Below are 5513 nucleotides of genomic sequence, written 5' to 3'. Positions count from 1 at the left end.
TGGACGGGGCGGGTATGGTGGAATTCCTTTCAACTTGATTTTGATCAGTTGCCTGAACGCAAAAGCCTTGAAGCCATTGAAGCGATTACCGACCTTTCCAAAAGTTTGCGCTCTGATTTTCGCCGTGGGACCTATGGTTATGATGTGCAAGCTGTTGAATGCAATATGTCACGCCTTGATGACAGCATGTTGGAGTATGAGAGCGGTGTTCGTTTAACAGCTGGGGACACTTTGTTTTCCTTTGGGCGCACAACAGAGATAGAGCACGTTCTCACAAGAGAAGAAGGCAGGCTTATTGGCAATTGGATAGATGATGGGGATGAAGAGTTAAGCTGGAACCAAATCGATTATCCATGGGATATGGCAAATTTTCCGTGGTGTTCGGTCAAAAAACATGAACGCGATATGCTGATGGCAGAATGGTTTCATGGTCGCACGCTTTATCTCGTGTTAAGAGACAGACAAAATAGCGCGATTGGGTATCAAAGATGCTATGCTGTAGCGCCTGTCGAACAGGCTTTGGATGGTGTGTACAGCCATTGTGGCGGCAGATTTAACCCTTCTACAACAGGCACTCTGTTGTTTCTTGCTGCCCGTACAGACTTTCACGATGTTGACGGCAAACAAGCAGCATTTGTTTCTGTTCTCGTTCATGCCACCCCCGCAGAAAACATAGCGGTTGGCAAGCTTTGGTGTGACGCCAATGAACTCAATGGCGGTGTCGAGATACTCAAAACGCCCATTAATATTCCTTTGCGTGCCGATGTTCGCGAACAATTCAAGATTTTATTGAGGTTTTAATATGAAGCATGAAAGTGGTTTACCCTTTGCAATTGACAGATCTCGCGGCAAAGAGGAACAACAAAGCGTTGTCTTTTATGGCACGCGTCCCTTTATTCAAAGTGGTGAACTGAATGAGGTTCAAACCATTATAAGAGGACGGCATGACCGCTTGGGGCGCCTTGTGGCACAAGAAGGAGATCGCGTTGAACGGGCTGATGCTTTTGTCAACAAAGAGACAAGGACCGTAACGTTAACGGATGGCAAGATTTATATTGCCGGTGATATCTTTCCAGTCTCTGAAGCGGTACTCAACAATGTTTCCATGATTGGACGCTTGGAAATTGGTGTGAAGCTACAAAAAAAATGGATAACACACGAAGATGATCCGGAGCTGTTGGGGCAAGTCCCTGGCACTTTGGCAGAAGGAGAGCCTGGTGCCGCACGCGAAACAGCAAAGCTTGTTTGGGCACTGAAAGAGGATGCGCAGAATGGCACTTTTTTTCCCGTTTATATTTTACAAGATGGCGTTTTGATTGATCAAAAATCACCCTCATTGCTTGAACCCGCCATGCAAGCTATTGCGACGTACGACCGTGCCCATGGGCATTATATCGTGAGTGGCTGCCGTGTGAGCGCATTGGGAGCAAATAATGGTTGCCAAGTGTTTAGTATTCAAGAAGGAGAAGCCAATATCAATGGCTTTAAACGCAAGCGCTTAGCCGCCTTGCGCCATGAAGAGCCAGAGGATTTTTCGACAAGCGTTGTTCCTAGCGAAACGCATATTTTTGCGCCTCCAAAAGGGAAAACAAGTTTTACCTTTAAACCCTATTATTTTCCTATTGCCGATATTCAGTCTCTTTTGTTGACAAAAGAAAAAACCGTTAACGTCACCCGCGGTGCCGTTGCTGCAGGGCGTGATGGTGTGCCGGATAAAAGCATCACCGCGTTTATTAAAGTCGTTCAAGGAAGTAAGGAATTTAAAGAAGGAACAGATTTTAAAAAAACCGGAGACACCATTGATTGGGCGCCGGTGGGAGACGAACCTTTACCGGGCAGCAGCTATAAGGTGACTTACCGTTACCGCGCAAAAATCACGGCTGATAAAGTAACAGCGCAGGAAATCACTGTCTCAGGTGGGGCGCAAGGTGGTGATATTATCGTCAGTTACACTTACAAATTGCCCCGCATTGACCGCATAGGACTGAACACACAAGGCAATGTGGTTTATATCAAGGGGATTTCCGCAGACCAACCTATGGCACCCAGTGTCCCTGATGATGTGTTGTCCCTTGCAACGATCACCAACAATTGGCTTGAAACGCCGGTTGTTGTCAATGATGGCACACGGGTTGCCCCCTATGATGAGATGTGGCGCTATTTTCAACGGGTGCTCTCCCTTGACCGGTTGATGCAGTTAGAGCGCATTAAAAGCAATGTGGACTCTAAAGAACCTGTCGCTAAAAAAGGCATGTTCGCTGATCCCTTTCTTGATGACTCTTACAGAGATGAAGGCTTTCAACAAACAGGTGCTGTAGGCAATGGCATTTTACAGCTTGCCATTGATCCAACCTTTTACACCGCTAATCTTACAGCGCCTGTCACCCTTGACTGGACAAATGAAGTGATCATTGCGCAAGAGTTGACAACGGCTTGCGAAAAAATCAACCCTTATCAAAATTTTGCACCCCTGCCTGGTACAGTCACTCTTACCCCCGCGACAGACTTTTGGCATGAACAGCGCACCGATTGGCTCTCAAGCGTGACCAATCAACTGAACATGGGATGGAACCGTGGGAGAAGCATTCGTAAAACAGAAGTGCGTGATGATTTGGTGAGTGCAACCCAAGAGCAAATCGATTTCTTAAGACAAATTACCCTTTCCTTTAAAATTGAAGGTTTTGGCAAAGGGGAAAAATTGGAAAGCTTTACCTTTGATGGCGTGGATGTTTTACAAAAAATCTATTATTGTTTTACATCTCCCGATGGCGCTCTTGAAGGCGCTTTCACGATTCCACAAAATATTACAGCTGGCACAAAAAACGTTGTGGCACGGGGAAAAGGTGGAACCATTGCCACGGGTCTTTTTACAGGGCAAGGTGTGATTGATGTGAAAGTGATGCGACGCACCACCACAGTAAAAATATGGACACAAGTGGATCCACAAGCACAAGTCTTTACACCCGATGAAACACGGCAAATCACCGGTATTGACTTTCATCTTTGCAAAATCGGTAATCAAAACCATGATTTGGTGATTGATTTGGTCACCACTGAAAACGGTTATCCGACCGCCGATATCCAAGCACAAAGCTTTTATTCAATGAAGGGCGCAAAAACTGGTTGGGCAGAAGCACGCTATGATGTACCACTTCTTGTGATGGATGACCGTCTCACCGCCTTTGTCATTAAAACTGATGATGCTGATCATTCTGTCTCCTTAGCAAAGCTTGGGGATTTTGATGCAGAACACCAGAGATATGTCTCAAGCCACCCTTACGTGACCGGTCCACGCTTTTCTTCAGTTAACGCACAAAGCTGGACTGCTCATCAAGATGAGGCTTTAGCCTTTCGAGTGTTGGCAGCCCGCTACACACAAACAGAAAAAACCATTGATCTTGGCACTTTTGATCTTGTTGATTGTTCTGATTTGCAAATACGCGCAGCCATTGAATTGCCTTCAAGCGATTGTTCTGTCATCTTTGAAATTGAACGAAACAACGGCACGGTTTATCAACTTCTACCCTTTCAATTACTCAGTCTTACCGAATATATCAGTGAAAAGGTAAAGCTTCGCGCTATTCTCAAAGGCACCGAAAAGCTCTCACCTGTTTTGTTTGCTCCTGTTCAATTGATTGCGGGGAAGATCCATAAAGAAGCCACTTATGTCACCCGTGCTTTTTCCTTTGGGGAAAAGGCAAGGTTGACCAGCTATATCAAAACCTTTTTACCGGGCGGTGCAACCTTTACACTCGAGATGCAACTGGATGATGGTGCTTTCACCCCTTTGAAATTAGAGGAAACAGAGCAACTCGCTGAACCGCTTTGGACAGAGCGCAAATTTATCAGTGGTGATAAAACAGCCAAACAAGCGCGCTTGAAATTGACCCTTATCGGTGGACCAGCAGCGCGGTCTATGGTGAGCGATTTTGGCGCTGGTATATTATGAGGGGAAAATGAGAGATGACAAAAACCAAAAAACTCGACATGGAATTGCCTAAAGAAGGACGCTTTATCAGTTCTGAATTCCCAATCTTGCGGGAAAACTTGACCAAAATTGATCAAGCCATTGTTGATATTGAGGAAAAGGTAGAGGGAAAAGCGCCTTCAAAACACACGCATAGCATAAGTGATGTTGCAGACCTTGAAGCGGCCCTTAAGGCCAAAATGGCAGCCGATAAAACCTTCACTTTTGCTGATTTAAGTGATATCGAAGGCGCAAAAGATGCTGCCAACAATTATGTTCTCTATAAATCAAGCAATAATAACTTCACTTTTGGCAGTGCTGTCTCTCTATTAGGCGCACACCAACATAAAACCGAAGATATTGTGGGGCTTGATGATTTTAGAGCTAAGATCAATGAAGATCTCACAAGCTATGGACACCTCACAAGCCCAAATGAATGGCAAAGTTATAATAAATTTACCAGCAAAGTTACCATGAGTGGTGGCTTAGAACTGTTGGGTAATTCGTCGTTTAGCCTTATCCATAACAACAAAGTCGTTACCAATCTAAGCACAACCGGAAGCTCGCTTAAAGGACCTTTGAGAGTTGATGACGAAGCTGTTTATACCAAATCACAAGTGGATGCAGCCATCTTGGCACAGATAAAGAGTCTTAAAAAAGATTTGACCGATAAAATCACAAATTGGCCGGCTCTTGCTGATGCTGAATTGCTGTATACGCAAGATGGGAAAATTCAATGGCCAGACTGGGTAACGGATAAAACTAAAGTTGAGATCCAAGCATGGGGTGGCGGCGGCAGTGGTGGGGGTGGTTATTCTTATTACTTAGGAGGCGGTGGCGGCGGTGGCGGTTGTACGGTATGGTATGGTTATAAAGCGAGTTTAAAGGGTCATGAGAATATCGCTATTGGTAAAGGAGGAGATTCTGTTTCAGGGCGGACTGTAACAGGTAAGTCTGGAGGAATAACAGCCGTTGGAAAGAATTTTATTACCGCTACAGGAGGAAAGGGGGGTGGGGGTGTTTCTGCCTATCAATCTCACACGGGATTTGGTGGTAGTACGACTACCTTCTATTCAGGCACTGGTGGCGCTGGAGGTACAGGTGGAAACTTTGGTTTAGCAACAGACGAACATCTAGGAATCGCCAAAGGCGGAAATGGTTATGCTGGAACGAATGGAATTACGAGTAAAACAAGTGGGAATGGAGGCGATGCTGGAGGTGATACATCACGTGGTGGCGCTGGAGGACTAGGCAAAGGTTCCTATAGTTCAGGAAAAGCGGGGCGTGGTTTTGGTGGTGGCGGTGCTGGTGCTCATGACGATTCTTCTCCAAGTGGTGCTGGAGCTGATGGCGCTGTTCTTATAAGATTATGGAAAGAATAAATGGATGCACAAGTAACCAAGATATGACAGAAGTCAAATGGATAGCTGTTGTATAAGCTGGCTTGTATGATTTTTAAGTCCTTTTATTGCTCTTTCAAAGCCCTTTTAAAGGGCTTTTTTTGACTGACAGTGTCAGTCTTATGGAGCATGGTGATGCTTGTTAT

Annotated in this window: 3 protein-coding genes; all 3 read left to right on the top strand. The window is 45.3% G+C overall.

The features are described 5' to 3' along the window. A partial coding sequence (locus ACFIKH_RS08550; RefSeq protein ID WP_375671480.1) for a phage tail protein occupies nucleotides 1-801 on the top strand: 801 nt, incomplete at its 5' end. Between the two features lies 1 nt (nucleotide 802). Next, on the top strand, nucleotides 803-3949 hold the full coding sequence (locus tag ACFIKH_RS08545) for a DUF4815 domain-containing protein (RefSeq protein WP_375671479.1): 3147 nt from the start codon (nucleotides 803-805) through the stop codon (nucleotides 3947-3949). A gap of 14 nt (nucleotides 3950-3963) precedes the next feature. Further along, a complete protein-coding gene (locus ACFIKH_RS08540) occupies nucleotides 3964-5349 on the top strand; it encodes a Bgr_08870 family protein (RefSeq protein ID WP_375671478.1) in 1386 nt (461 codons plus the stop codon). The last annotated feature ends 164 nt before the right edge of the window (nucleotides 5350-5513 follow it).

Origin of the sequence: Bartonella sp. SD1336NMGDW (assembly GCF_042193565.1) — a bacterium.
Classification (GTDB): domain Bacteria; phylum Pseudomonadota; class Alphaproteobacteria; order Rhizobiales; family Rhizobiaceae; genus Bartonella; species Bartonella grahamii.
Note: the sequence above shows the minus strand (reverse complement) of the source record. Positions and strands in the feature narration are given on the sequence as shown.